20 protein-coding genes are annotated in these 25,667 nt (G+C 46.9%); 11 read left to right on the top strand and 9 right to left on the bottom strand.

Going from position 1 to position 25,667, the window contains the following annotated elements; all coding sequences use genetic code 11:
- Window positions 1-102: 102 nt before the first annotated feature.
- From S7335_RS11070 to S7335_RS11050, 5 genes are all read left to right on the top strand, one after another.
- Window positions 103-867, top strand: a complete 765-nt coding sequence (locus tag S7335_RS11070; RefSeq protein ID WP_006455630.1) for a cytochrome C biogenesis protein CcdA — start codon at window positions 103-105, stop codon at window positions 865-867.
- A gap of 27 nt (window positions 868-894) precedes the next feature.
- The gene (locus tag S7335_RS11065; protein ID WP_038016115.1) at window positions 895-2,271 is read left to right on the top strand and encodes a cytochrome c biogenesis protein; all 1,377 of its coding nucleotides are present in this window, start codon (window positions 895-897) and stop codon (window positions 2,269-2,271) included.
- A 91-nt stretch (window positions 2,272-2,362) separates the two neighbouring features.
- Complete coding sequence (locus S7335_RS11060; protein WP_006454471.1) at window positions 2,363-3,046, top strand: response regulator transcription factor; 684 nt, start codon at window positions 2,363-2,365, stop codon at window positions 3,044-3,046.
- Window positions 3,047-3,255: 209 nt separating this feature from the next.
- Complete coding sequence (locus S7335_RS11055; protein WP_038016113.1) at window positions 3,256-4,218, top strand: hypothetical protein; 963 nt, start codon at window positions 3,256-3,258, stop codon at window positions 4,216-4,218.
- Between the two features lie 579 nt (window positions 4,219-4,797).
- Complete coding sequence (locus S7335_RS11050; protein ID WP_006454186.1) at window positions 4,798-5,295, top strand: DUF4383 domain-containing protein; 498 nt, start codon at window positions 4,798-4,800, stop codon at window positions 5,293-5,295.
- A 797-nt stretch (window positions 5,296-6,092) separates the two neighbouring features.
- Here S7335_RS11050 and S7335_RS11045 read toward each other — a convergent pair.
- Together S7335_RS11045 and crtO are read right to left on the bottom strand one after the other, a co-directional pair.
- Window positions 6,093-6,725 (bottom strand): acyl-CoA dehydrogenase family protein, encoded by a 633-nt coding sequence (locus S7335_RS11045; protein ID WP_006456437.1) that lies wholly within the window; start codon window positions 6,723-6,725, stop codon window positions 6,093-6,095.
- 57 nt (window positions 6,726-6,782) lie between these two features.
- The gene (crtO, locus tag S7335_RS11040; RefSeq protein ID WP_006455611.1) at window positions 6,783-8,459 is read right to left on the bottom strand and encodes a beta-carotene ketolase CrtO; all 1,677 of its coding nucleotides are present in this window, start codon (window positions 8,457-8,459) and stop codon (window positions 6,783-6,785) included.
- Window positions 8,460-8,844: 385 nt separating this feature from the next.
- Between crtO and S7335_RS11035 the strand changes: the two genes are divergently transcribed.
- The 3 genes from S7335_RS11035 to S7335_RS11025 all read left to right on the top strand — a co-directional run bounded on the left by S7335_RS11035 (window position 8,845) and on the right by S7335_RS11025 (window position 12,073).
- Window positions 8,845-9,999 carry an FIST signal transduction protein gene (locus S7335_RS11035; protein ID WP_038016111.1) on the top strand — a complete coding sequence of 385 codons (1,155 nt, stop codon included), beginning with the start codon at window positions 8,845-8,847 and terminating at the stop codon, window positions 9,997-9,999.
- 5 nt (window positions 10,000-10,004) lie between these two features.
- On the top strand, window positions 10,005-11,054 hold the full coding sequence (locus tag S7335_RS11030) for a sensor histidine kinase (protein ID WP_006455170.1): 1,050 nt from the start codon (window positions 10,005-10,007) through the stop codon (window positions 11,052-11,054).
- 140 nt (window positions 11,055-11,194) lie between these two features.
- Window positions 11,195-12,073, top strand: coding sequence for an IS982 family transposase (locus S7335_RS11025; protein WP_006453390.1), 879 nt, complete (start codon window positions 11,195-11,197; stop codon window positions 12,071-12,073).
- Between the two features lie 59 nt (window positions 12,074-12,132).
- On the opposite strand, the gene S7335_RS11020 is transcribed toward S7335_RS11025, so the two are convergent.
- The 4 genes from S7335_RS11020 to S7335_RS11005 all read right to left on the bottom strand — a co-directional run bounded on the left by S7335_RS11020 (window position 12,133) and on the right by S7335_RS11005 (window position 18,772).
- Window positions 12,133-13,308: a low temperature requirement protein A gene (locus S7335_RS11020; RefSeq protein WP_006455606.1), complete on the bottom strand. Its 1,176-nt coding sequence runs from the start codon at window positions 13,306-13,308 to the stop codon at window positions 12,133-12,135.
- 311 nt (window positions 13,309-13,619) lie between these two features.
- On the bottom strand, window positions 13,620-14,681 hold the full coding sequence (locus S7335_RS11015; RefSeq protein ID WP_006456083.1) for a sensor histidine kinase: 1,062 nt from the start codon (window positions 14,679-14,681) through the stop codon (window positions 13,620-13,622).
- On the bottom strand, window positions 14,681-15,835 hold the full coding sequence (locus S7335_RS11010; protein WP_006457454.1) for an FIST signal transduction protein: 1,155 nt from the start codon (window positions 15,833-15,835) through the stop codon (window positions 14,681-14,683). Before S7335_RS11010 ends, S7335_RS11015 begins: the two co-directional genes overlap by 1 nt.
- A 309-nt stretch (window positions 15,836-16,144) precedes the next feature.
- The gene (locus S7335_RS11005; RefSeq protein ID WP_006453744.1) at window positions 16,145-18,772 is read right to left on the bottom strand and encodes a M1 family metallopeptidase; all 2,628 of its coding nucleotides are present in this window, start codon (window positions 18,770-18,772) and stop codon (window positions 16,145-16,147) included.
- 201 nt (window positions 18,773-18,973) lie between these two features.
- On the opposite strand from S7335_RS11005, the gene S7335_RS10995 reads away from it, so the two are divergent.
- Complete coding sequence (locus tag S7335_RS10995; protein ID WP_038016107.1) at window positions 18,974-19,987, top strand: class I SAM-dependent methyltransferase; 1,014 nt, start codon at window positions 18,974-18,976, stop codon at window positions 19,985-19,987.
- A 492-nt stretch (window positions 19,988-20,479) separates the two neighbouring features.
- Here the strand turns inward: S7335_RS10995 and S7335_RS10990 are convergent, their stop codons facing one another.
- Window positions 20,480-21,619, bottom strand: coding sequence for a hypothetical protein (locus S7335_RS10990; RefSeq protein ID WP_006456998.1), 1,140 nt, complete (start codon window positions 21,617-21,619; stop codon window positions 20,480-20,482).
- A gap of 400 nt (window positions 21,620-22,019) precedes the next feature.
- Here S7335_RS10990 and S7335_RS10985 point away from each other — a divergent pair, with 400 nt between their 5' ends.
- Window positions 22,020-22,505 carry a hypothetical protein gene (locus S7335_RS10985; protein WP_006456833.1) on the top strand — a complete coding sequence of 162 codons (486 nt, stop codon included), beginning with the start codon at window positions 22,020-22,022 and terminating at the stop codon, window positions 22,503-22,505.
- 472 nt (window positions 22,506-22,977) lie between these two features.
- Here the strand turns inward: S7335_RS10985 and S7335_RS10980 are convergent, their stop codons facing one another.
- Window positions 22,978-23,598 carry a class I SAM-dependent methyltransferase gene (locus S7335_RS10980; RefSeq protein ID WP_006455262.1) on the bottom strand — a complete coding sequence of 207 codons (621 nt, stop codon included), beginning with the start codon at window positions 23,596-23,598 and terminating at the stop codon, window positions 22,978-22,980.
- Between the two features lie 225 nt (window positions 23,599-23,823).
- Between S7335_RS10980 and argF the strand changes: the two genes are divergently transcribed.
- Window positions 23,824-24,747, top strand: a complete 924-nt coding sequence (argF, locus tag S7335_RS10975; protein WP_006453808.1) for an ornithine carbamoyltransferase — start codon at window positions 23,824-23,826, stop codon at window positions 24,745-24,747.
- 23 nt (window positions 24,748-24,770) lie between these two features.
- On the opposite strand, the gene S7335_RS10970 is transcribed toward argF, so the two are convergent.
- Entirely contained in the window at window positions 24,771-25,661 is an 891-nt protein-coding gene (locus S7335_RS10970; protein WP_006457232.1) for a CPBP family intramembrane glutamic endopeptidase, read from the bottom strand.
- Between the last annotated feature and the right edge of the window lie 6 nt (window positions 25,662-25,667).

Genomic DNA, 25,667 nt, shown 5'->3' with positions numbered 1-25,667 from the left:
GCGTATGGAATCGCAAAACATGTCATAGCAGGGCAGGTCAGCACTTCGGTACAATATATAGATACTGACTACCAGATCATCTGAGCTGGGTTATTCCAAACTATGGGCGATTCTCTCTCAGAGACGTTGTATGAGCGCCTACAATTGTTTCTCTATCATCTTAGCCAGGCTGCTAACGGATGGGTAGAAGCTCAGTTAGGCCATCTATCGCTAGCGAGTATAGGAATTATCGCAGTAGCGGGTCTTCTGACTAGCTTGACCCCCTGTATGCTTTCTATGCTGCCGATTACAGTCGGCTACATGGGTAGCTACGAATCAAAAAGTCGTTGGCAATCAGTGGGGCAATCAGTCTGGTTTGCGGTTGGGCTAGCGACTACGCTGGCAGGACTAGGACTAGCCGCTAGTAGTTTGGGTTGGGTATATGGACAGGTGGGCGTTGGTTTACCAATCGTGGTGAGTATGATCGCCATCCTGATGGGATTAAACCTTCTAGAAGCACTTCCGCTTCCCCCCTTACCTTCTTTTAACGATACAGAATTTCTACAAAACGACATTCCCCGCTCAGTTAAGTCCTATTTGCTAGGACTGACCTTTGGTCTGGTAGCTTCTCCTTGTAGTACTCCAGTACTAGCGACGCTACTAGCTTGGGTGGGCGAGAAGGGAGATCCGGTGCTTGGAGCATCCCTATTACTTGCCTACACTATCGGCTACGTCGCTCCATTAATGCTAGCCGGAATCTTTACAGCTTCAATCAAACGAATCTTAGAGATCAGGCGATGGTCTGGCTGGATTACGCCTGCGAGCGGTGTGCTACTAGTTGGGTTTGGCCTGTTCTCGCTGGTCACACGGCTACTCCCTATCGCCTAATCTATTTAGTTTCTTCTTAGTCTTCATATGCTTACCGCCGTAAAACGCTATTTCCGCAAAGAGCTTGTCCCAGTATTGGCGGATCTAAAACTAGCGATCGCCCTGCTTCTGGCGATCGCTGTATTTAGCGTCAGCGGCACCGTCATCGAGCAGGGCCAAGGACTGAGCTTCTACCAAGAAAACTATCCTGACTCTCCAGCGCTCTTTGGCTTTCTCACCTGGAAGTTTATCGTGATCTTAGGGTTAGATCATGTCTATCGCACCTGGTGGTTTCTCTCTATCCTGATTCTCTTTGGCGCCAGTCTTACTGCCTGCACCTTTACTCGGCAGATTACAGCACTGCGTTGGTTTTCTCGCACTTGGAATTTCTACAGCAAGCCTCGCCAGTTTGAGAAGATGGCGTTGAGTACCGAGCTAGAAGGAGGAGATTGGCAGGTTTTGCGATCGCAGCTCAGCGATCATCGATACAAAGTCTATGAGAAAAGCGAAAGTGGAAACACTATGCTTTACGCTCATAAAGGGCTCTCTGGGCGTATTGGTCCGATTGTGGTTCATGCCAGCATGCTGCTTATCCTAGGCGGAGCAATACTCGGTTCTATGACCGGCTTCTTTGCCCAAGAAATGGTTCCTAGCGGCCAAACTTTCAAAGTCCAAAACATCTTTGATGCAGGTCCTTGGGCAGGGCCACAGATTCCCAAAGATTGGTCGGTCCACGTCAATCGCTTCTGGATCGACTACTCCCCTGAAGGACGGGTTGATCAGTTCTATTCCGATCTTTCTGTTTTAGATAACGCAGGCGAAGAGGTAAAACGCAAAACTATTTGGGTAAATCAGCCGCTACGCTACAAGAACGTTACTTTGTATCAGGCAGACTGGGCCGTTGGCGGGATTAAGGTTCGCGTTAATAATAGCCCGACTTTTGAGCTGGCGATGGCCCCTCTAGACGTAGAAGGCGCTAAGCTGTGGGGAACTTGGGTGCCTACCAAACCGGATATGAGCGCAGGCGTGTCACTCATCGCACAAGATTTGCAAGGCACTCTGCTGCTATACGATATGGGTGGAAAGCTTGTTTCTACCGTCCGTCAAGGTGGCAGCGCCGAAGTCAATGGTATCACCCTTCACCTAGACGAGATTATTGGCAGTACAGGTCTGCAGATCAAAGCTGACCCAGGTATTCCTGTGGTCTATTTGGGATTTGGCCTGCTAATGGTTGGTGTAGTCATGAGCTACATATCCCATTCTCAAGTGTGGGCGCTCAAAACAGCAGACAAGCTGTTCGTTGGCGGTCGGACTAACCGGGCTCAGGTTTCCTTTGAGAAAGAACTGATTAGTTTTCTAGATAAAACTACGAAAGCCTCTACTGCTCAGTCAACTGCTCCTATTCCTGCCGAGACGATTGCCTAATACTTAAGTAGTCAGCTATCTTGCTCACAATTCACTTCTAGCACTCTCCTAAGCTCTCATCGTTTAGCTCATCTGGCTCATATCTGACTCAATGCGTATCCTACTGGTAGATGATGAAGTAGAACTAACCGATCCACTTAGCCATCTTTTGCGGCGCCAAGGCTATAGCGTCGATGTTGCTAGTGATGGTGAAACAGGAGCGCAGATGGCAATCAGCGGGCAGTACGATTTGCTCATTCTAGACCGGATGCTGTCAAAGATGAGTGGATTAGAGATTTGCCAGAAAGTGCGATCGCAGGCTCTATCTACACCCGTTCTCTTCCTAACAGCAAAAGATACGCTAGATGATCGCGTCGATGGTTTAGACGCAGGCGCAGACGACTACTTAGTCAAACCTTTTGAGCTACGAGAGTTGCTAGCCCGTGTTCGCGCACTGCTTAGACGCCCAGGATCTCCCTCAGTTGCATCTCCGTCTATTCTTCAGTTCGAGGACCTCAAGCTCCAGGTCGAAAACCAGCTAGTTAGCCGCAATGGCAAGTCGATTGAGCTATCAGATAAAGAAGTTCAGCTCTTGGCTTATTTGATGCGATCGCCCCATCAACTACTCACGCATGCCCAGATCTATGATGCCGTTTGGGGAGAAGGCTCAGCGCCAAGCAGTAATACGCTAGCTGCCCAAATGCGCCTACTCCGTAAAAAAATAGAGCAGCCAGGCCAGCCTGTCCTTATCCACACGGTTTATGGAAAGGGCTACCGATTAGGTTCAGCAGCATAGCACCTTGGCCAGCGCTATCCACCTTAATAGCAGTGTTTATTAAAAAGGATTTGTAAAACGCTGTTGTAATTGTAAAGCAAAGTAAAAATACATCCAGTTTACGTAGTTATGCGTAGTATAACTACGTACCGGTATGGGAAAAGCCAAAGTCAGTCAGTTCTCAGCTTACTTTTTCATTCCTTTCTCCTAGTTTAGAGGTCAAGAACGAAATGAGTCAGCTAGAAAGTCCTCAGCAGAGATCATCCTCTATCAAGAGTAGTCAAGCTAGACGACAAACCTATCAGCTAGCGAGCCTCGACGATAAGAGGATGGACGGAACTGAGCATCTAGACCTGCTTCATCTACCCTTACTAATACCTAAAAGATCAGAGCCTGTAGCTTCCACAGGCAGTATTCTGTTAGATTCTTTGATAGAGGACTACGCTGATGAGTCTCCTGTCCTCCAGGACCTAAGTCTGATTGAGATTTCCACCCTCGACAACTCAGACCCTAGAGAACAAGAACCCATAGAATCGCAGGAATACCGAGAGTATCTAGAACAGAGCTATTCAAGGACAGCCAGCTCACAGCCAAAGCCGCCTAATGAAGCTTTGGATCACAAACCGCCCGCTACCTCTCAAAATTCGCATACGTCTTTACACCCTTCCGCAGAGCCCGACGAATCTCATCAACCGTCAGCCGAACAGGCCGCTATATCCATAGCAGACGATGGGCCAGCGGATAGAGAATCTGCCGCTTCGGTGGGTCTACTCAACATTAACGACGAGCTGCTATTTGGGGGTGCCTATAGTGATCACTTCTCCATTGATCCCTACATGCCCCTAGGCGATGACGGCAGAGTTTACATCTTGACTTACCTTCTTCAACATCTATCAGCCTTCACGGTAAGCCAACTACAGTATGGCTTTCCTTACAATGCCGACCCCACATTGATTAATCAGCCGGATTCACCAAGATATCTAACCGTTCTAGAGGAGAGTTATTTCGACCTAGATGACTTGAATTCTATGGACGAACTCGATAGCTTTAAGATCTCTAATGCTGCTGAAGATTCTCAATTGAGACCACCCAATACAAAGAGCGAACCAGAAGAGCTGAGCGAGCAGGTACGCCTGCTCAAGGAGAAAATAGAGCTTCTTAATCAGAAACTAGAACAGATTACTATCTCCTAGTCACGCTCTGTTATATCACCCTCTTTCAGTATGTCACCATCTTTTACAAAGAGTAGCGGTTGCCACCGCGTCCGACTCTTCAAAGAAAGTGAACAGTTGTGTTGATGTTGTTGTTTTGAAGAATCTGAGTGACTAGATTGTGATCGCAGATATCGCCTTCTATCAGCTGTACTTGCCCAAACCAAATTGAACCTTATCAAACTACTTTTGTTTCCTGCATAGATGAGCTTGTCGAGTACATATACTAGATTGTCTGTTCTATCACACCAGTAGCGTAAAAATTAGAACCAACAAATCTTGCGCCTCCGGCTATCCAGAACACGCTTAAACATAGTCGCCCACTTAAGAGTTGTTTCTATTTATACACTCTCCCTTCACACATACCCCTTCACCGCACGTATAGCTTCATTAAGTGATAAGTCAAAGCTAATATGGACTCCTGCATCCTTCAAAAGGTCAAGATTCAACATATTACTTCGACCCCTTTGATAGTTCAAACATACACCCTTCGAACAAGGTGTTTCCCTATGAAAATCGCTGTACTAAGAGAGTTATTCTACTAATAAGGATGTTCATTTAATGGCAGTTCGCTATTTTTCACTTGTCATCGGCCTAGTGTATCTAGTCCTTGGCTTTACAGGGTTGATTCCCTCACTTGCCTCACCTGTTGATATGGTGCCGGAGATAATGCAGGAGGTCGGCGTTACTAGTGGCTTGGGTTATCTCTTCGGCTTATTTCCTATCAATGCATTCGAGTCGACTCTTTATCTAGTTGTTGGCCTAGCTGGCCTAGCGGGTTATGCCGCTGGTACTGAGGCGTTTGCTCGTCTATGCGCTGATACCTTTGCGGTGTGGTTCGGCTTTCTAGGAATTTTGGGACTTATTCCAATTGCTAATACCTTTTTCGGCCTGATGCCTCTATATGGCAACGACGTTTGGCTGCACTTAATCAGCGCGATCGCGGCTGCTTACTTCGGCTTCTACCTAGACAGAGGTCGCCGAGATAAGGATCCTTCTGTTCCTGATGATATCAAGCCAGAACCGCTCTCTCGAACTCCCTTTCGCTCTGATTCCTAGCTAATTCGTAAACACTCTGATTCATGTTTGATTATCAGTTCTAACAGGATTATCAGTTCTAGTGGATAGAGTATCGAGTTGCTAAATTTCATAGCCAGTATGCATAATCGCCTTTGACCTTATTTGATATGGAGCAAAGGCGATTTTGTTACATCACCTACTTGGCCATACAAATTAATCGCTAGAGGCCTACCTTTAGAAGTAGCAATCAAATGCCTCTTCTAATGGAATTATTGTTTATCTATGCTGCGATAGGAAAGGTACTGATCACGTACAGTTCATTCCAATATCAATCTGAACGTTTAATCAGTTTGTTCGTTGCGCTGCTATCTCTAGCATATCTATTAACACTAACGCCCCGTACAAGTTTTACCTGTCTTCCTCGAAATCTCTGGACAAAGCAAATTCCGCTCAAAGCAAATCAAACAAACCTTAAAAGAACAGAACTTATTGTCTCTTATAGGTAGTATCTACTTAACTTTAGGCCTGTTACCAAGGCAGTGATCGCACTAAGCTTTGACGCATAGGCGCAAACCACATAAAACAACAGGGTGGGTGAATTGTCATACCACGATGTATTCCTACTAGTTTTAAATCCATCATCCTGTTGTTCCCAAGGATAAGACCAAATATGACTTTGTGAGGATAAGGAGAGCTTAATAACCTGTGAGAATTAAGTGATAGTGTCTTCAGGGATTGTTTCTTTGTGCATTCCTTCAATTTGGTGCCTGTTGCATCGAAAGATAATTCTCCAGAACTCTATAAAACTACACAAAATTTTTCTTCTGCTACTAAAGTTACTCTACTGAATCAGCATAATCTTGGTTGCTTACGAGGTGCCCCAATCTCTCGTCTGACCAGCACGCTATCGCAGGCAGACTGTCGGTCACAAAAGGGCGTTCCACATAACCGCACCCTGAACAAAAGGTTTTACTTCCTTCCATCCGGTAGCGCTCCTCCCCGATTGGATAGAGCTTCACGCCATCTTTGGCCTCCGCATTCCAAACGCCAAACGCCTTACGACTGTGAGCATCTTTAGCAAACGCTCGAATCTGCTCCTCTTTTGCAAAGGTTTGAATGAGCTGAAGGGCATTCACATGTCCCTCAAACACTCGCCCCAAAGATAGGTTGCCGCGACCTATCTGCTTAAGAATCTGTAGCAGCAGGCCCATCCGGTTAGACTCAAAGCCAAGCCCTATTCCCCCTAAGTCAGAGCGCAACGGTGCCCTCAACAAGCCAGCATCTACTAGCCTATCAAAGTCACTTGCTGGAAAGCCGCCAACACGGTCAACCGAGGCCGCATTCAGCGCTGCTTCGTCAGCAATCTCAGTTGAAATCTTCAACAACTCTGTTGATACATTAGAGGGTAATAATGACGGCATCCGCTCACCAGCCGATTTGTGCAGAGGATGAAATGGAGCAATAGTCATAGATTTTATTGCAAGAAAGTTACGGGGTTAGCGCTATTGGCAGCCATTTCCTAATTCCTAAGACAGTTTTGGAAAAACCGTTTTACCAATTTCTCTTATCCGATTAAGCACGGGCTGCTGCTGGTTTAGGAAAGTACGAGCACAGTTGCGCCCTGGCATGCCAGAAATAGCACCGCCTGGATGAGTCCCTGCACCTGTTAAGAAAAGGCCATCAAACGGCGTAGTATAGTTAGCAATTTCAGGTAGCGGACGGAAAAATACCATTTGATCGAGCGTCATATCAACGTGGTAGTAGTTGCCTTTGTAGGCACCTAGGCGATCACCCAGTTCAGCAGGGCTTTCTACATTCCGCGCAATAATCGACTGCTTAATGTTCGGCGCATAGTCAGCTAGCTTATCGATCACGCGATCAGCAACTTGGTTTTTCAGCTCGTCTGTCCAGCCGGTTCCAGCAAAGCCGGTACCTTCTGCTCCGTTGATTTGATAGGGTGCAAAGAACTCCACCCATAGGGTATGCCGTCCATCAGGAGCCATGCTCGGATCTCGCACTGTTGGCACTACCGCATAAAAGGAAGGATCGGCATCTGGAATATTACCAACCTCTGGCTCCTGGTGCGCAATCTCAACATGACGCACCGAGTCGGCAATGAGAACAGATCCAACCAAATACTCGTCTCGGTGATTGTGGTGTTCAAATCGAGGTACTTCTGAAAGAGCACAGTCAATCCGCAAGATTGTTTCATTGTTGTTGACGATTCTTCTGTCTAACCGTTCTTGAAGATCTTTATCAACTGCCGCCACATCCTCTGATTCTAGAAGCTGTAGGAATACTCGTTTAGCATCAATATTCGAGATCACACCGTGTTTAGCGCGATACTCCGTTCCATTTTGCACCTCCACACCCACTGCGCGCTTGCCATCGACTAGAATTCGTTTAACGTTTTGCTCAGTCAATACAACACCGCCTTGGGCTTTTACAAGCTTCAACAGTGCCTGTATCAACGCACCTGTTCCACCTTTTGGCCTTGCCATTCCAGGATTGTGCCGCATCGACATCATCATGCCGCCAACAGAAATCGTTTTTTGCGAAGGGGGGGCTCCAAACTCAGAAGCCAATCTGGACAAAGGCGCTTTCAAAAACTCAGAATCAAAGTACTCATCTAGAAGATCCTTAGGACTGGTCAACATCGTACGAATTAGATCTAGTGACTTGTGAGGTCCACCCAAAATACTCAACAAGTTCTGAATGCTTTTGATGTCATAGTTTCCAAGGATATCGAAGATAGCTTGGGGAGGAGCATTGAAGACTGGTTGAATTGCTTTAGTGAATCGCTGCCAGAAGTCAATAAATTCTCTATATTTTTCGGCATCACGGCGACTGAACTGAGCGATTTCTTCGCAGGTTTTATCAACAGATTTGTACGATAGGAAGTATTTCCCATCTGGATGGGGGCAGAAAACTGTGGGGTCACAAAACAGATATTCGAGGCCATACTTGTGAAGCTCTAGTTCTTCTATCACTGGGCCTAGGTGAATAAACTCATGGTCGATGGCACAGCGATTGAACATAAATCCTGGAGCCTCCTCCGGCATCAGCTCCTCGGTCGTCGCTGCCCCGCCTGGGATTGATCTTTTCTCTAATAAAGCGACACTGTAGCCCGCCTTTAATAGATAAGCAGCGCAAACAAGACCATTGTGTCCCGCACCGATAATCACTACGTCATAATTTTCCATTCAAGCTTCTCTTTTTAGAGATTGAAGATGTAAGGCTTTATAATTAACAAACATCTTTGATATCTATGCTCTGCCTCAGTACGGATATACTGAATGCTTATATGTTTCTAAAGTGAGGGTCTTGGTAAAAGGACAGCGAACGACCCAGCCGCAGAGCTGCTAGTTGCTAAAGTAATGCCTTGGAAAAACGTGCCAGAAAACTTTGGAAGCTTGATTGATTTTGGCGCTTATCGATTTTTCTTCGCAAATATTCGGATGTCCTAAGTTACGATTTGTAGTTAACTTAGAAGGATGTGCCTATGAGGGTTTTAATGCTCGTCGCGTAGGTCTGTCGGCAAAAGCAGCTTTGTACAAGGGCTAGCGTGTAGTCAAGTTGGAAGAAGATATGCTCAAAGTAGTTGTTGGCCATAGCGTCCACATAGATTCTGAGGAGGCAATTTCCGAAGTTCTAGCTCAATGCGTGGCTCAGCTTGAAGGTCGCAAGCCTCAGGCTAGCATTTTGTTGGCAGCAATCGATTTTGATCACGCCCTAATTCTTTCTCGTATTCGAGACAGGTTTCCGGAAATGTCTGTGGTCGGAGGTACAACCTATGGAGAGATATCTTCAGTCCTAGGGTTTCAGGAAGACTCGCTGACGATGATGATGTTTTGCTCGAAGACTGTAACGATTCGGGCTGGACTAGGCCGAGGCTTGTCAAAGGATGCTGACGCTGCCGCCAAACAAGCAATTGCATCCCTAGGGCTTGAAAATGAACTAGATAGTGCAAAGCTTTGTATCACTATCCCAGATGGTATTGCAGATGGCACAGAACCAGCGCTAAGACAGTTACAAAAGCTACTGCCTACCGGCGTACCGATTGTTGGCGGGCGAGCAGGCGATCATTTTCAATTTGAGCAGACCTACCAGTTTTTCCAGGACGAAGTTGTCCAAAATGGGCTGCCTATTCTAGTATTCTTTGGAAATCTAAAGGTGTCACATGGCGTCGCTAGTGGCTGGCAACCGCTTAGTCGAAAAGCTAGGATTACTAAGTGTGATAGTCCGGTTGTTCATGAGATCGATCATCAGCCCGCCACAAAGTTTTATCAAGACTATCTAGGCGATTTCCCTATCTCTGGAGAATACCCCTTGGCCATTTTCGAAGAAGATAGCGATCGCTTCTATCTTCGCGCTTCAAACCATTGGGATCTAGAAGCTGGCGACATTCTTTTTACAGACGAAATTCCAGAACAAGCCCAAGTCCAAATTACCTACGCTACCGGTGATCATATCGTAGCTGCTAGCCAAGAATCCATTGAACAGGCCCTAGCGGGTTATCCTGGTGAAAAACCAGCCGCAGTTTTACTATTTTCCTGCGCGGCCCGCCGATGGCTGCTTGGTTACCGAACTAAGGAAGAGTATGAGCTTGGTCAACAGTTTATAGAAACCACTGTTCCTGTAGCTGGCTTTTACACCTATGGAGAGATTGGTCCTCTAGAAATTGGCGGTCAAGTACGCTATCACCAAGAGACATTAGTGACGGTTGTGATCGGAACGGAGTAGTACAAATGCCAGAAAGTGAGCCGCTTGAGCAACGTCTGAGGACTTTAGAAACCGAGAACCGGAGGCTCCAGCGGAAACTAAGCCTTAACGAACGAAATCTAGAGCGATGGCATCGCAGCAGGCAGCAGGCAGAATCACTTTTAAGTAAAACTATTCATGAGCTACAAACTTCTAGGGCAACACTTAGACACCGAAGTCAAGAACTAGAAAAAGCGTTAGCAGACTTACAGGCCATGCAATCGCGTTTGCTAATGGCAGAGAGAATGTCCTCTTTGGGCGTATTAGTAGCCGGTGTTGCTCATGAGATCAACAATCCAGTGAGCTTCATCTATGGCAACGTTGAACACACAGAGCAGTATATTGAGGATCTATTTACTTTACTATCGGTATATCAGCGCTGCTACCCGGAGCCCTTACCCGCCGTACAAAGCTGCACGCAAGAGATTGAATTAGAATTTCTCCTAGAAGATTTGCCCAAGGCCATGCAGTCTATGCGGCTAGGCGCTGAGCGCATTCGGCAGATAGTCCTCTCTCTACGAACGTTCTCGCGGATGGATGAAGCCGAGTATAAAACAGTCGATCTCCACGACGGATTAGATAGCACTTTAATCATCCTAGCGCATCGACTAAAGCAAAAAGAAAAGTCCTCATCAGCAATTACGATCACGAAAAACTATGGTGATTTGCCACCTGTAGCCTGCTATGCAGGACAGATTAATCAGGTGTTCATGAACATTTTGGTCAATGCAATTGACGCACTAGAAGAAAATCAAGCAGAGAACCAAGCAACGAATGCTGAGATCACAATCTCAACTGCCCGTCAGGAAAATCAGGCAATCATTACAATCGCAGACAACGGCCCTGGTATGGATGAAGCGACCAGAGGAAAAATATTCGATCCCTTCTTTACTACCAAACCTGTCGGGAAAGGCACGGGTATGGGAATGGCAATTAGCTATCAAATTGTAGTAGACAAACATCACGGACAGCTACTGCTCAAATCTTCCAAAGGAAAAGGAACAGAATTTACTATCTGTTTACCTTTGCATGAGTAATCTTTTTAGCCCATGATTTTGAAACACTACGCTCGTGTATGTAAACGTTGCTATACAACGTCAGTTCGGGATAAGGAAAGCTCGAAGAAAGGAGGATAGGTAAGCTGAAGTTGTAAAACCCATCAGCCCTATCCTCCACTATGTTCAGCTTAGAAGAACTGTTCTGCCACGTCGATGACTTCTGCCAAGTGTTTGAACCCCTCTGGCAGCGTCAACTGCTAAGCCACCATCTAAAGACGCGACAACGCGCTCGTTCGCTGAGCCTAAGCGAAGTGATGACGATACTCATCGGCTTTCACCAAAGCCACTACCGCACCTTCAAACACTACTACGTTCATCATGTATGCCAGTACTGGAAGCAAGCGTTTCCAACGCTAGTCAGCTATAACCGCTTTGTCGAATGGACGCCCTCTTGTTTGTTTCCCTTGTGTTGTTATCTGAAGCGCTGCTTCGGCCGTTGTACAGGCATTAGTTTTATCGATGCGACCAGTCTATCGGTCTGCCACAACCGTCGGATCTGGCAGCATAAGGTCTGCAAAGATACGGCAGCTAGGGGCAAAACCTCTGTCGGCTGGTTCTATGGCTTCAAGCTACACCTCGTGGTGAACGAGTGCGGTGAACTACTCAACCTCACCCTGACCCCGGGCAATACGGACGACCGTGAGCCCGCCTTTGACTTACTTACTGGACTATGGGGAAAAGTCTGCGCAGACAAAGGCTATGTATCGAAGCAGCTGGCCAAGCAACTACTCGACGCGTTCAACATCGAGTTCTTTGCTAAGCCTCGGCGCAACATGAAGAACCAGCTAGTGCGGCTAACTGACAAGCTACTCTCGCGCAAACGTTCCATCATCGAAACGATTATCGACCAACTGAAGAACATTTCGCAGATAGAGCATTCTCGTCACCGTAGTCCGGTCAACTGCTGGGTCAACATCCTCTGTGGACTGATTGCTTATTGCCACCAACCGAAGAAGCCTTCTCTCCATATGGAATGGGAACTTCCCCCTGCTGCTTAACCCGAACTGACGTTATACAGCTAATTTGCTGCTTACCTACGGCAACCGACTGTCATCTATCAACTAACTTTCGCTTCAGGCAAAGACACACCATCTTGCCAGTTTAGGCTCACTAAAGAGATACTCAATAATAAAACTAGTCCAACCGGAGAGAGTACTGATATAGGAGAGATCAGACAGAGCGATAGAATCGCTAAGCAAATGCGTAGTAGGATCGCCTTTCGTGGCAAAGAACAAGGAGAGGCCCACTGTAGCAAAGTCACTCCTATTAGAAAAATAGCGATTCCGCCGCATAGTATAGTTCTTGTCTCGAATGACAAGTCAGCATTTGGAGTAGTTTCGATCGCGACCTGGATGCCTACGCTAGTCATGGCAATTCCCATAAAAGCAAACACATGAGAGTATCCGTAGACATATGAACGAAGTAGCGCCATCTTGCTCCCTTTTAGCGCCTGGTTGATAGCCGACTCGTCGGCCCGCTCAAAGTACATCCACCAAAAACTGACGGCGATTACAAAACCGCTCGCACCTAATAGAACACTTTGCCATCCCCAATTGGTTCCGGCCACACCCGCAGCGACAGCAACGATCGCTTCTCCTAGTACAATGATGGTAAATAATCCAAAGCGCTCATCCATATGTGAGTTTTGGGCAGGAACATCACGGACGGTAAGATAGGTAATAGGGCCATTTCCGATTTCGATTGTTAGCGCGATCGCCCACAACCAGAACCGAGCTGGCTCAGGCACAAAGATTGAGAATACCCACAAAACAAGCGATATTGAAAAACTCGTTGCATAGCGTCGGGTAAGCGATCTAAACGGTGGTACAGTTCGCCAAGCTTGTATGTACAAAGCGGTAATAATAAAGCGCAGGATCGTGTAGATGATCGCAAACCTGGCTGATCCTCCGTCCAAGGCATGGGAAACAGACAGTGCCATAACAATCAGCCCGAACATAGTTCCTAGCAGAATAACGCGATAAATTCCTCGCTCTATGTTGAACTGATCGGCGAAATAGCTGAAATCAATCCATAGCCACCAAACTGGTACAAATAAAATCGCGAAGCTAACAATGCCTGTCCAAGTAAGATCGCCATGAAGCATATGAGCAAGTTCTGCGATCGCCAGCACAAAAACTAGATCGAAAAATAGCTCTAACCAAGTTGCATGGCGATCGCTCTCATAGTTTTGCTGAGGCAACAGCCGCAGCGGATGATGACGCAGTCGAGACATATATATGCATCTCCTGATAACAGATAGAATAAAAATTCAAGGAACAAGCTAACTTAGTTGTCAAGTGGTTGCCGTCCGACCCTTTAGAAGTCGCTATAGCTGAAACTTATTCCACAACTAACCCGCCATCCCTAAGTCAAACGCACTGTCTACGTTCGAGCAAGTTGAATAGACTCTTGCGGATTCGCAGCTTAATTAGCTTACGAACCAGTCTATCGCTCTATGCAATGCAAAAACCAGCCTCGCAATGCAAAAACCAGCCTCGGCTGAATGGTTTCGCGAGACTGACAGTGACTGCTTCGTAGTTTAGGCTAATCGGCCAATTGAATAGGAATTGTAATAACGAACTTGGTGCCTACGCCTTGATCAGAAAAGCATTCGATTTTACCAGAATGTTTTTCGACAATAATTTGGTAGCTAATCGCCATGCCCATACCCGTTCCTTTGCCTACTGGTTTGGTTGTGAAAAACGGCTCAAAGATACGTTCTCTAACAGTCAACGGCATGCCAGTACCGTTATCGGCAATACTGATCACTACGCTATCAGCGCTAGCTTTAGTTTGCAGCATAATTTGTAGCTCCTCTCGATCTAGAGAGTTGTTATGTAAGGATGTCTCTATAGCATCGATAGCATTGGCGATAATATTCATCACCACCTGATTGAGCTGACCGGCAAAGCACTCGACCAACGGTAGATCGCCAAAGTCTCGAACAATCTTGATTTCAGCTCGATTAGACTGAGCCTTTAGCCGATGTTGTAAGATTTGCAGCGTACTTTCTATTCCCTCATGAATATCCACGAACTTGCACTCCGCTTCATCCATCCTTGAAAAGTTCCTAAGCGATAGCACGATCTCACGAATGCGTTCAGTTCCTATCGTCATTGAGGATAGGATATTTTGTGCATCTTCTTTGATGAAAGCGATATCCATCTCCTCGCCTTGCTGTCGGATATTCGCATCCGGATTAGGGTAGCGTGCCTCGTAGAGTTTTAGGAAGCTAAGCAGGCTATGAATGTAGTCCTCTAGATGACTAAGATTACCGTAGATAAAGTTGACAGGGTTGTTGATTTCGTGAGCAACCCCGGCTACTAGCTGACCTAATGCAGACATTTTTTCAGCTTGGATAAGCTGAGCTTGAGCGAATTTTAGATTGATACAGGTTTGTTCTAATTCATAGCTCTGCTGTTCTAGGAATGTCTGCGATTCTTTGAATTCGTTGATCACCTGCCGCAGCAAAGCTTCTTTCTTACGAGTTGTTTCTTCTAACTGAAGAATAGTAGCTTCCGCCCGCCCTAGCTTTCTACGTAGAATCCGATTCTCCTTTTCTAAGGACTCAATTGCTGGCCGGGATTGATGAGAGCTCAAAGACATTAAGTATCTCCTAGCAGCAATGTGATAAATGTTTCGTTATGCATGTAGGTGTCGCCTTTGGGCTGAAGCGGTGAGATCTCTCCGTTCGTATAGAAGCCACAGCTGGGTAGCGTCTTGTTCAAAAGTTGCTGAGCTTGTGTATATTCTTCTTTGGTACGGCTGCCTAGAATTTGTCTTCGACTAGCACAAGAAAAGAACAAAGCGGCGGCTGGAGCTTTCCCTGGATAGGAGGCTAAAGCCTGCTGAGTGGATTCTCTAGAGGCTCTAAGAATATCATCATGGCTTGTGTCAGTGATATGTACGATAGATTCTTTTGGAACATCTCCAAAAAAGGTGATGCTACCAGTTGTTGAATCGTATATTCCACTAGGAGCTCGCATATAGTAGCGATCGCTATCAGCATCCAGCAAAGCGAGCGGATATTCTGAAGACGGCGGCAAACTACCTAGATACCGCTGATAGAACGTTAGGGCCGGTTGATTGTCGATCTCATAGACTACGTTGTTCTGCGCTCTAGTGACCTTGCCGGCTTTACCGATAGGCTGCCAACCGCTAGCAACCCCATGAGAAAATAGAATCGGCCCTGAGAATAGTAAGATAGGCACTGCATCGCTGCATACTTCAGATTTGAAGAACTGATAAGTTTGTTGGGATCGCCACTGGTCAGCAGTCAATCCTCCGAAAATTGGCACTTGCGTTCCCAAAGATCCCTTTAAGCTTTCCAAAATCATCCAACTATCACTGGTCAAGCTTTCTGGAAGACTAATGCAAAATTGAATATCTTCTGTATGAGAGCTGCTAGCCTGCTGAACAGCATTTTGAGTCGCGGCGTTCACATCTTTTGAGACGTTACGACCCATACCCGCACTGATCGTAATCGTATCTGAGCAAAAGACAGCCAGTGTAAGTGAGTCCTGCTCAAATCCCAGCACAGAGGATATCTCTCCGTCGGTGGTACCGCCAATTAGTTCGATATCTGGAAAGGCCGCTGCAATCTCCTGAAGGACTCGAGTATGCTCAAAATTAATCGCGGCAAACAGTAAGCCTGCCAGTGGCAAGTCTCCAGCTAGCGCTACGTGTAGTTGCTCTAATATATCTGCGATCGCCGCTCGGGAATCAGGATCATTACTATGACCAACGACAAGTTTCAACATGGACCTTTAGATGGGCACTAATGAGGTTGGTCTGAGTATTCCCTCCATATCTAGTGGGGTAAACTAACGATCTGTTAGCCTGCAAAGATAGCGTTCCTTAGTTGCATACTCACAAAGAAGGCTATGCGGACGAGGAACGCTAGTCACCTGACCTATTGTTTCGAATGCTTGCAGACAGAGAACTATCCCCTAGCTAAGGTCTCTAGCTAAGGAACGAACGCTATAGAGACCCTTTTGCAGAGATGTCTATTGCTCGGTAAAGCCAAGATAGCTTCAGGTAAGCAGCGTGTTATCTCCAGTGCGCCTTCTTTAGTTCTTTGATTTTGCTTCTAGTGTTTCTAGTCGGCTCTTGAGATCCTTGTTAGTTTGTTTAACCTCATCAAGTTCTTGACGTAAGTCAGCGATCGCACCGTCCGAATCAATCTTCTTTTGCACTTTTTGCGCCGCTTCGTCTGCCCGCCGTTTTACCCGTCCATCGGGGCTATGGTCCGCCAGCGTACGTAAAATAGCAACCGCACCGCTTACTTCCATCTGAGCTAGTGCGCCCACCGTAGCTACTTGCGTAAGAAAGAAATCCTCTCTTGCTAGTGCCGCTAGTCTCTCTAGTATTTTTTCTGTTGCAATTTTTTCCTGGCCAGTAGAGATCGTGCCCAATGCTCGAATGGCCGCTAATCTCAGTGGCTGTGGAACACCTAGCTCAGTGTAAGGAAGCAACAGATCTAACGCTGCCTCAGAGCTTTTGAACTGGCTAAGTCCGGCGATCGCCCCGCTTCTGACCACTTCATTCCACCCGGCTCTCTCTTTTAGAACCATATCTAGCAGCTTCAAAGTCTTCTTTTCTTTGTCCTTGCCATCAAGCGTTGCCGTACCGACTTTGCCAAGCGATCGCACTGCACTAGCCTCTACGTAATAGCTTTCGTCCCCTTTTTCAACCACACTTTTCAATGCCTTGTAGCTATCTGTTGTTTTCACTTTGCCTAAAGCGGTGACTACTGCGCGTCGCACTTTTGGATGCTTGTCTTTTAACCCTTTGGTCAGCGCCGCTTCTGCTTGTGCTAGCTGCACCGAACCTAGCTGTTCAGCGACCTCTGCTCGCACCGCCCAAAACGGCTCATCCTTCAATGCCTGCTCTAGGCTAGCGACAGCCTCCAAGCTTCCTTTTTTCGCCAGTGCTTCGGCTGCCAACAGTCTAGAGATCGGGTCAGGATCAGCCTGCAGCTGTGCCTTCAGCTCTGCTATTGGGTAAGCCAATTCAACCGTTTTCAGCAGATGATTGCCGACATCAAAGCTCACAAAGTCGGGTTTCGCTTCCAGCGGGAAATACAGGGCCTGCTCTCGTTCGTGCACTCGCACCTTGAAAATCTTTAGCTCTGGCTTTGTGTCTTTTGCCCCCGCTTTTAGATAGCCAAATCCAATCGGCACCTTCAGATCAAACAGACCTTCTTGTACCTGCGACTTGCCATCTTCTACCTGAGTCTGAGTGACGGTTAGTTTGGCTAGATTACTATCGCTATCCCAGCTATAGCCAACCTTATAATCAGGATGACCTCCCCGATACACATATTGATCGAACAAAAACCTTAGATTGCGCCCGGTGGCCTTATCGATGGCCCGCAGCAGATCAACTGTTTCAACCGTACTGTGCGCATTGTCTTCTAACAGTGTCCGCATGGCTCTAGTGAATAATTCATCCCCTAGCTCCATCCGAATCATGTGATACACACAGGATCCTTTCTCGTAGATATGTCGATCGTACAGCTCAATTGCCTCGCGGTAGATATGAGTCACGAGGGGGCGGCGATAGCGACTCTTATCTTCACTCAGGTAGGCACGAGCGTGATTGAGATGGTAATAAAACGCCTCATCTTGTCCTTGGGTCTTTTCTATCCACAGTACTTCTGAATAAGTAGCAGCGCCCTCTTTCACCCATGCCTGTGACCAGTGATTAATCACAATCAAATCACCAAACCATTGATGAGCCAGTTCGTGAGCGACCAGAGTTTCAGCTCGCAGATTGTCAATCGCTGCTCTTTGATCGATTAGGCAGCGATCGGTTAGCAGCGTGGTAGTGGTGTTCTCCATACCACCAAAGATAAAGTCGCTAACGCACACCTGATCGTACTTGGAGAACGGGTAAGTGTAGCCGAACCAACTGCTAAGTGCATCTAGCATTTGAGGCGTTTTGCCCATCGTTAGCTTGGCCTCTACCTCGCGCCCTTGCTCAAAAAAGTAGCGAACAGGTCTGCCTTGCCATTCATCTTCAATCTCATCGAATTCGCCAATCGCTAGCGTCATCAGATAGCTAGGATGCGGCTTGTCTAGTTTCCAGTGATAGATCGTGTTGGTGCCTTTGCTCTTCGTAGAGACCAGTTCACCATTAGAAACTACTTTGAATTTCTGAGGGACCTGAGCGCGAATCTCAGAGGTAGCAAGCTGCCCTGGATAATCAAAGCAAGGGAACCAAAAACGGGAATCTTCATCTTCTCCTTGAGTCCAGATCTGAGTGGGTTTGTCAGGATAGTGCTGATCTGGACCGACAAAGTAGAGGCCACGCTGTGGATTTTCGACGGCGTAATCAATGGTCAATGTGAAGGATTTGTCTGCGGTTGTCGGGGTTTTAAGCACGACTTTTAGCTGCTGGCCGTCGTAGTCAAACGATTGCTTAATCTTGCCGACTTTGACGGACTTGATGTTGAGATCTACAGCGTCCATCGTGAGGCTGCTAACGCCATCAACAACTGGCTTGATAGTGACGCTGCAACTGCCACTGTAGCTCTTCTTTGGGACATCGAAGACAAGGTCTAGCGCAATATGTTCTACTTGACCAGGTCGATCAGGGTTGTAATGAGGGTAGGCACCGGGTAGCTCAAACGTTTTCCGACCAGCTTGATCGAGTAGGCGCTCGTAGATATTTTCCATGGTGAAGTCGTGAAGCATTATTAGCCTAAATTAACGTTTTCTTGAACGTTTATGGCTGAGAATTCTTTTTGTAAGGGTTTATTCCAGCTCGCTATCGACTGAACACCAAACTTGATAGGCTCGTAAAGATAATACGGGTGAGCTAGGCTGCTGCGTTTCTTCGAAAATTTGCTTACGGTCTTTTTACTTTCAATCTTTGCTGCTGATAGGTATTGCTCTATGAACACGGCTACGACATCTCTCTCGGATTCTTTGAAGATCTCTTTGGTCAATGGACTGTTGAGTGTGAAGCCTTTAGCAAAGTTTGCCAGGCAAAGAGCTCGCAAGATGATGATGGACCGAGCGGAAACAATCGGAGTGTATTGGCGAGATGAGGTCAAGGAACTAGAGAGGCGAAGTGATGAATCTGCGCAAAGCTCAAGCCCGCTACCAGCAGGCCAGCTAGCAAGGGAAAAGATCAATCCAATTTGGGAGGAAGAGCTAAGAGCGATCGCAGATCCGACTATTGACTACCCACCTTATTACACCACCAAGTTTCATGCCTATGACGAAGGTAATCTAGGATGGCTGCCGGCAATGGAAGTTGATGCGGCTGCGCGAGCTGTACATGCCCAAATTTGGACGGATGAACGCTCAGGCATCAACGGGGATAAAAGTTTACGAGCTAGCTATCACCAGATTTTGAAGGAGTATTTCGACGAGATATCAGCGGAAACTCCTAAAGACATTGTTGACTTGGGATGTGGTATTGGCATGAGCAGCGTAGCTATTGGAGAAGCCTTTCCGAACGCCCGGGTCACTGGGATTGAACTCTCGCCTTATTTCTTAGCGGTAGGCCAATACCGACTAAAGCAGCTAGAGAAGACTGGATCTGTTCATTGGAAGCACGCGGCGGCTGAAAATACAGGGCTAGATGCAAGTTCTGCAGACTTAGTTTCCGCGTTCCTAGTCTTTCATGAGCTGCCCAGCTCTGCGGCTAAAGACATCATCGCCGAAGCAAATCGGTTGGTTCGCCCAGGCGGGCACTTTGCCATCATGGATATGAATCCAGCCAGTAAAATCTATCGCGAGCTCCCACCCTATGTGTTTACGCTACTCAAAAGCACAGAACCCTACTTAGATCAGTATTTTTCCTTGGATATGAATCAAGTTTTTCAAGACGCTGGATTTTCTGCACCGCGTATCGTTGCCAATAGTCCTCGTCATCGGACGATCATCGCTCAAAAGGTTTAGATCAGAAGATCTAAGCCAGAAGGTTTAGGCCGGATAGCAGACAAAAAAGAAGCCCAGCAGTAGCTGAGCCCGAGGGTTCCATGAATGATTAAATGTTGTTTCTATAACGCCTTTAGAAGCTTCTGTTTAAAACCTTGGAAGAATGGCCTCTAGAACTATCTTCTATAAAGCTAATGTTCCAAGAGACGCATCGGCCAGAATGTGATTTTCACTAGCGTTGAACAGCGCTTTCTGGTCGTAACGTTGAGGTAAATATAGAAGGCTTAAAAACATGGTGCTGTGATCTAGACAACAGTTTGATAGGTTTTTAATTGTCGGTTGTCGTAGTTTAGGGTTGCCGTAAGAATATCGTAGCTTAGCGCTGCTGTGAGAATTGATTCTGTTTGCTCTTTTGTTGAACGCTCATATCAAACGCTCAATAGGACCTGAACATGATTTGAGGATGACTAATAGTTATATAGAAAGTTCTATCGAGGGGTTATATAGAAAGTTCTATCGAGGGGTTGTCGCTGCGTCAGTTGAGCCGATGGTGAGAAGAAAGTTAGGGTTTCTGGCAAGCTCTTGGCCAATTACAGCTGCTCCGTATCGATTGATATGACTAGGATCAGCAAACAACTCCGGCTGAGACAGCCATTGAGTTAGCAAATCTATCACCTGAAAGCGATAGCGATCGCTCTGCACTACCAAAAAATCTTGGAACTGGGTCTCATAATTGAGTCGATACGCATCTAGATAACTATCGCTGAGCGGCAGATTTACAAAAAATAGGTGCGAACCTCGCTGTTCTAAAAAAGTTGCGAGCTGACCTAGTGCGTCCGCTTGGCTTCCTTCTAGCACAAACGGAGAATAGGCTTCGTCATATTGTCCTTGAATATTGGTAAACTCCTGATAATAGACAACTGGATTGAAGCGATCGCTCACCGCAGAAAATCCAAAGCGGTCAATCTCACCTGTACTTATCCCTGTCCTTATCTTTGAGTCAGTAAGGCCTTGTCCATCGCTCTCTGGCTCAGTTTTCATTGTTTCTAGATCTAACGCTTGACCTGGTTCTAGATCTGAAGTAAGCGCTTCAGACTCATTCGCGATAGTCGGTTTTTCTCCGCTTTGTACAGCCTGGTAGCCAGGGGAGGCGATTAGACTTTCCCAAGTGCGATCGCGTCTACCATCATTAAAAGCTCTCGATCCGTCTCCCCAGACAATCATCTTAGGCAGCGCTCCTGGCAATAGCTCACTTACCACAAAATTCACAACTTGCGCCGTCGCCCCGTTCACACTGAAGTTATACACTTTTACATCGTCAGCGCCCTGCAGAGACAGCTGATAGCGGAGCTCTGTTGGATCGATTCCCTGCAGGGATCGTGAACTACCCACAATCAGAATATCTGGCGTTCCTATTGTTTCTAGATAAGAGCGATAGCCAGCTAGCTGTGCATCAAACACTGTGCTGCCCAGCGAGGGAAAACTGCTCAATGCTCCAGATCTAGGCACTGCAGGTATAGCTCGGACATCTCCTGGCGATCGCGGCTGTAGATCTAAAGCAGGTGTTTGCTTGATAGTAGAAGGTGATCCTATCTGAGCAATTGCTGCGGTCATCAACCCGATGCCGCATAGGCCAGCACTCAATAAAATCATCCCGAATTTCCTTAGCAAACGCGTAGAATGCATATTATTCGACGCAACTGAATTGGCCATAACCAGACACATATCGAAGACAACAAAAGATCAGCAGCAGAACTGAGTAGATGTATCTAGTTATCTTCTAGATAGCCCAGCCAGCTTTTTGTAACATCATCTTTGAACAGAAAAACGATCAGAAAAAAGTGGCTAAGGCATTCCTAGACAATTCTTGTGCAAAATGTGCCCGGCAACCTGAACGTTTTTTAAACGGACTGCTTGCATATCAGCGCGAAAAGGCGTACTAAGTATCACCATGGCCAATCGCTTGATAGCAGCCAATCAAGCTAGAAAATCTAGTTCATGACTTTTAACCTCATCCGCTAAAATAACAGTACAAGATTACTACCTGGGAATTATGGTTCAATATACGCTTGCTCAAAGTCCAGAAGTCTTAATCGATGTTCCTGGTCGCGACTCAAACAAAGCTCGTGAAAAGGCCATGGATCAGCTTATAGCACTTCTTGATGAAGGAGAACTTCCCACCGAGCTTGACGACGGTTTCAACCCAAAGGAATTTATCGAAGTGAAAGAACCTAAGACCGAACCTACCGACGAAGAAAATGCAGTTGTCGATGCAGTGCAAACCCTCAGCAACCTGTCTAAGCTAAAGGTAAAAGTGCAGGGGTCTCGCGAAGAAGCACTCAAAGTGCGCGAGCTAATCGATCTACTCTTTACTGATGAGGTGATAGAAGAAGAGCAAATCGAGGAACTCAACAGCGGGTTCAAGACGCTCAAGACATTTGCCCAGACAAATCTAAAGTATCGCGATGCTAAGGACGAAGCTGAATCAGCTCGCGAAGTACTAGATAATGCGCTTAATCCGCCTAGCAAGAAAAAGTAAGCAGTGCTACCCCTGGCAAATATTGTTTGCGATCGCTGTGTTGGCTGAGCTAATCGAGCTGAGTTTATCGAACTCAGCTGCTCGAACTAAGCTAATTGACCTAAACAGCGAATGGCAGCATCGAACATAGCGTTGCTGCTAGATTCTAAGCAACCTACGCAGGGTCAGGGCAAATGCTAACGAGCCGCAGAATTAGGGTCATATAGACAGTATTGGAATCAAGAACAGGCCCATTGCTTGTAGCAGCAGCGACACAGCAAACACAATTAGAAGCAGACCACCTGTATACAGACCGATGGTTGTGATCGTGTTCGGTTTTCTATGTCTCAGGCTTGTACCTATTCAAGTTGGATGATTATCAAAGTACTCTTATTCAAATAGCCCATCATCTTCAAACAGCCCATCGTCACCGCAAAGATACAGGCTAAGCAGCGATTATACAGATGCGTAGAACTCAAGAAAATTCATCGCTTCACGATTGTTTTTTGGTAGCTATGCCCTGATAGAAATAGCCCATTATCTTCGGTAAATTGTCTGCATAAAATTCTTCAACAGCGACCTCATCAAAGACGTCAGCAACTAGCTGATCAATTTTGCGATTGAGACGGCAGCCACTGCCGACGATTCTCTGAATAGGCGTTAGTCTGTTTTGCCAGGTCTGGATGGTCTGCTCATCGCTGAGCCCATGCTCAATAAAGAAAAATTTGCCACCTGATTTGAGTACTCGGTAAACCTCGCTGAGTGCTTTTTCAGCGTTGGGAATGCTGCACAGTGTCCAAGTGCAAACGACATTGTCAAAGCTTTCGTCGGGTAAGCAAAGGGCTTCACCATTCAGCGAAGTAGTGTTGACGTTGATTGGGCTAGCCTCGATTCTTTTTTGTGCGATCGCATTCATACCTTCATTCGGCTCCACTGTCGTCAAAGCATTTACCGTCTCTGGATAGTGGGGCAAATTCAGTCCTGTCCCAAAGCCAATTTCTAGAACATTTCCCGATACCTTGGCCAAGAGCTGCTGTCGATAGCCCGTCATTGACTCCGACGACATCGATAGCTCCATCAGCCGAGGAAAAATCACGCTCGAATACACGCCCACTGCAACCTCTCCTACTTATCACTGACTAGTCCTCATTGAGCACACAAATTTATCACTCAATTGATCACTCATCATTCCTCATTCATCGTTCCTGACCCCTTTCCCTCTCACAAAACATCTGATAGTTTTTTACTTTGCGCAAACTCACTAACCCCACCCGCTAAAGTAATACATTCAAAAGCTCACAATACCAATAGCCCACATCACACACCGAAGGAAACCTCCATGGCAGCACTCCAGGGTAGAAATCTTCTCAGCCTCACAGATCTCACACCAGATGAAATGCAGTATCTGCTGACCACTGCTGCCAAAATAAAATCTAGAGAAATCACCCCACAGTGCCCCCAAAGAATTCTAGGACTTGTTTTTAGAAAAGCTTCCACTAGAACCCGTGTCAGCTTTACTGCTGCTATGTATAAGCTAGGTGGACAGGTGATTGATCTCAATGCCAACCTCACGCAAATCGGCAGAGGCGAACCCACCGCTGACACTGCTCGCGTGCTCGATCGCTATCTAGATGTGCTTGCTATTCGTACCTTCGACCAAGCTGAAGTAGAAGAATTTGCTCATCATGCTGATATCCCCATCATTAATGCCCTTACTGATCTAGAGCATCCTTGCCAAATATTGGCAGATCTACAAACTGTCCAAGAAGAGTTTAAGCAGCTAGCCGGGCTGACGATGACATATCTAGGGGATGGCAACAACGTTGCACATTCATTGATCCTGGGTTGCGCGCTTGTCGGGATGAACATTCGGGTCGCCACGCCAGCAGGCTATGAACCAGATGAAACCATCGTGAAAAAGGCTGAAGCGATCGCCCAGGGCCGTAGCGAAGTTATCGTCACTAGCGATCCTAGAGCGGCAGCTGAAGGAGCCCATGCGCTCTATACCGATGTTTGGGCCAGTATGGGACAAGAAGACTTGGCCGAAACGCGCATTCCTGCGTTTGAGCCTTATCAGATAAACGAATCTGCTTTGGCGATCGCCGATAAGAGTGCAATCGTGCTGCACTGTCTGCCGGCTCATCGGGGTGAAGAGATCACTGAAGCCGTGATGGAAGGCAAACAATCACGCATTTGGAACGAAGCGGAAAATCGAATGCACGCCCAGCAGGCACTACTAGCCTCTGTACTAGGTGCTGTCTAAGGACGCTGTTCGTGTCTTCCTCTCTATGCTGTGTCTTCCTTGGCGGTTTTAGCAAACTCTCTAGCAATCAATCCCAGTAAAATCAGACCCATTAACCCGGCAAGCGGGTTGCGATCAATTCCTGTGATCCATTCTGGGACGCGGTTTGTATATTCGCTTAGACCACCCACATTCACGATGTAGTATCCCCAGATCAATCCAGCATGTAGGCCGATTGGATAGCCTAAGCGAGTTGTCTGCTGCCCTTTGACACCCGTGGGCGATCGCCTTGCCCATACCAAAGCCATACCCAATAACACCAACCCCAAAAACTGCGGAAGCGTCCGCATAATCTCAGTCCATGGCTTGATAAAATGCGTCGCTGCAAAGAAAAGAGCACTCATCCACAGCGCACTCGATGAGCTGTAATCTTTCTCTAGCTCAGCGAGTACCCACCCTCGAAACAGCATCTCTTCTGCAAAACCGACTAGCAGCGCCATTCCTAGGCCTTCAAAAATAAATCTCACTAGTCGTGGACTGGGCGAGCTAGGCACAGCCCAACCCAAAAGCGTCTCTATTCCGAACAGACCAAAGACACCCAGCACTCCAATAGCCAAAGCCACCAGCAAATCGCGACCAGTTTGTGCCTGAATGATTAGACCGCAGCGCTGAAATGGATGCTGCCAAGCATGAATGCGCCTGCCCCAAGGAGACAGACCCAGCAAAAAGCCGATATATAGCAGTGCTAGGACCGCAATCTCAGCAGTATCTGATCCCCATAGCCAGCTATTAGGGAGATAAACAACGGCGCCGAAAGGCAACCAAACTAACCCTAGTACAAAAAGAAAAAAGCCAATACGTAGCCACGCATCCCTTTTCTTCGCCCAATTTTCTACTTTGCCCTCTAGAAGCGCGATCACACGCAACCCAGCCACCTATCC

Origin of the sequence: Synechococcus sp. PCC 7335 (assembly GCF_000155595.1) — a bacterium.
Taxonomy (GTDB): Bacteria; Cyanobacteriota; Cyanobacteriia; order Phormidesmidales; family Phormidesmidaceae; genus Phormidesmis.
This window is presented reverse-complemented; position numbering and strand designations above follow the sequence as displayed.